Here is a 1,603-nt window from a genome sequence, read left to right on the forward strand (position 1 = left end):
GAATGATCCCCCAATGACCGAAACCGATCTCGTTCCCGTCTTCGACGGCCACAACGATACGTTGCTCAGACTCCATCAGTCGAAAGACACGGACGTCGAAAAACTGTTCATCGAGGGGAAATCGGGCGGCCATATCGACCTGCCACGCGCGAAAGCCGGCGGCTTCGCCGGGGGCATGTTCGCCATCTTTCCGCCGCCTGTCGAGAAATCCAGGCGCGGCGCCGTGCCCCTGGCGCCGGGCGCCGCCGAACCGCTGCCGCCCGAGGTTCCGCGCAATGAGGCGCTGACCTCGACCATCGCGATGGCCTCGATCCTGTTCAGGCTGGAACGGGCCGGAGCGCTCACCGTCTGCCGCAGCGCCGGCGATGTGCGCAATGCCATGGCGCAAGGGTCGATCGCCGCGGTGTTCCACATCGAAGGGGTCGAGGCGATCGATCCCGAGCTCACCATGCTCGACGTGCTGCATGAAGCCGGCCTGCGCTCGCTCGGCATCGTCTGGAGCCGTCCGAACGCCTTTGGCCACGGCGTGCCGTTCCGCTTCCCGTCTTCGCCCGACACCGGCCCTGGCCTGACCGATGCCGGCAAGGCGCTGGTCAAGGCCTGCAACCAGTTGAAGATCATGATCGACCTGTCGCATCTCAACGAGAAGGGCTTTCGCGATGTCGCCGCACTCAGCGATGCGCCGCTGGTGGCGACCCATTCCAACGTGCACGCGATCTGCGGCCATTCGCGTAACTTGACCGACTGGCAGCTCGGCGCGATCCGCGAAACCGGCGGCATGGTCGGGCTGAACTTCGCAACCGGCTTCCTGCGCGAGGACGGTCGCATGAATGCCGACACCAGCCTCGATATCATGGTGCGCCATATCGATTCGCTGCTGCAGGCGCTGGGTGAGGACGGCGTTGGTCTTGGCTCCGATTTCGACGGCGCCATGATCCCGGCCGTCATCGGCGATGTCGCCGGCCTGCCGAAGCTGATCGATGCATTGGCGGCACGCGGTTTCGGCCGCGCGCTGATCGAAAAAATCGCCTATCGCAACTGGCTCAATATGCTCGAGAAAACGATAGGTTAGAGACAGCCTGCGGCATGGTGTGTTCGGCCCGCCGGCATATGTCGACAAGGACATAGTTCGTCGGTGGAAGCCGGATACGATTGGGTGGATAGCCGGCAATGCTGAAGACCTTCACGGATGAGGGCGGCGAATTCGAGCGAACCGATGTCGTCATCGTCGGTGCGGGTTTCACCGGCCTGTCGGCGGCGCTTGAGATGAAGAAGGCCGGCATCGATTTCATCCTGCTCGAAGCACGCGACCGCGTCGGCGGACGCGTCGAGTCCCGACTGAACGGACTTGGCGAACGCATCGATAGTGGTGGCCAGTTCCTGTGCGAGGACATGCCGGAATTGATGGCCATGGTCGAGGCGCGCGGCAAGACGCTGGTTGAAACCTATGTCGATGGCGACTTCATCACCCAGCCGACGATGTCCGCACAACGAGCTGAGCGGACCTATCATGCCGCGATGGCGATCCGCGAGCGCATGAACGGGATCGATCCGGACGATGCCTCGATTGCCGGACTGACCGTCGCCGACTGGCTTGCCTGCC

Annotated in this window: 2 protein-coding genes; both read left to right on the plus strand. The window is 63.5% G+C overall.

Features of this window, described 5'->3' with window-relative positions; all coding sequences use genetic code 11:
* The first annotated feature begins 13 nt into the window (after positions 1 to 13).
* The gene (locus tag EN914_RS34770; RefSeq protein ID WP_013529297.1) at positions 14 to 1,072 is read left to right on the plus strand and encodes a dipeptidase; all 1,059 of its coding nucleotides are present in this window, start codon (positions 14 to 16) and stop codon (positions 1,070 to 1,072) included.
* A 98-nt stretch (positions 1,073 to 1,170) separates the two neighbouring features.
* Positions 1,171 to 1,603 (plus strand): FAD-dependent oxidoreductase (locus EN914_RS34775; RefSeq protein WP_127389657.1); only part of this gene is annotated, 433 nt, incomplete at its 3' end.

Source organism: Mesorhizobium sp. M7A.F.Ca.CA.001.08.2.1 (assembly GCF_003998455.1).
Taxonomy (GTDB): Bacteria; Pseudomonadota; Alphaproteobacteria; order Rhizobiales; family Rhizobiaceae; genus Mesorhizobium; species Mesorhizobium ciceri.

What these genes read in the sequence shown, in the direction of transcription:
- EN914_RS34770 (WP_013529297.1), top strand. Translation starts at nt 14, where the DNA reads ATGACCGAAACCGATCTCGTTCCCGTCTTCGACGGCCACAACGATACG.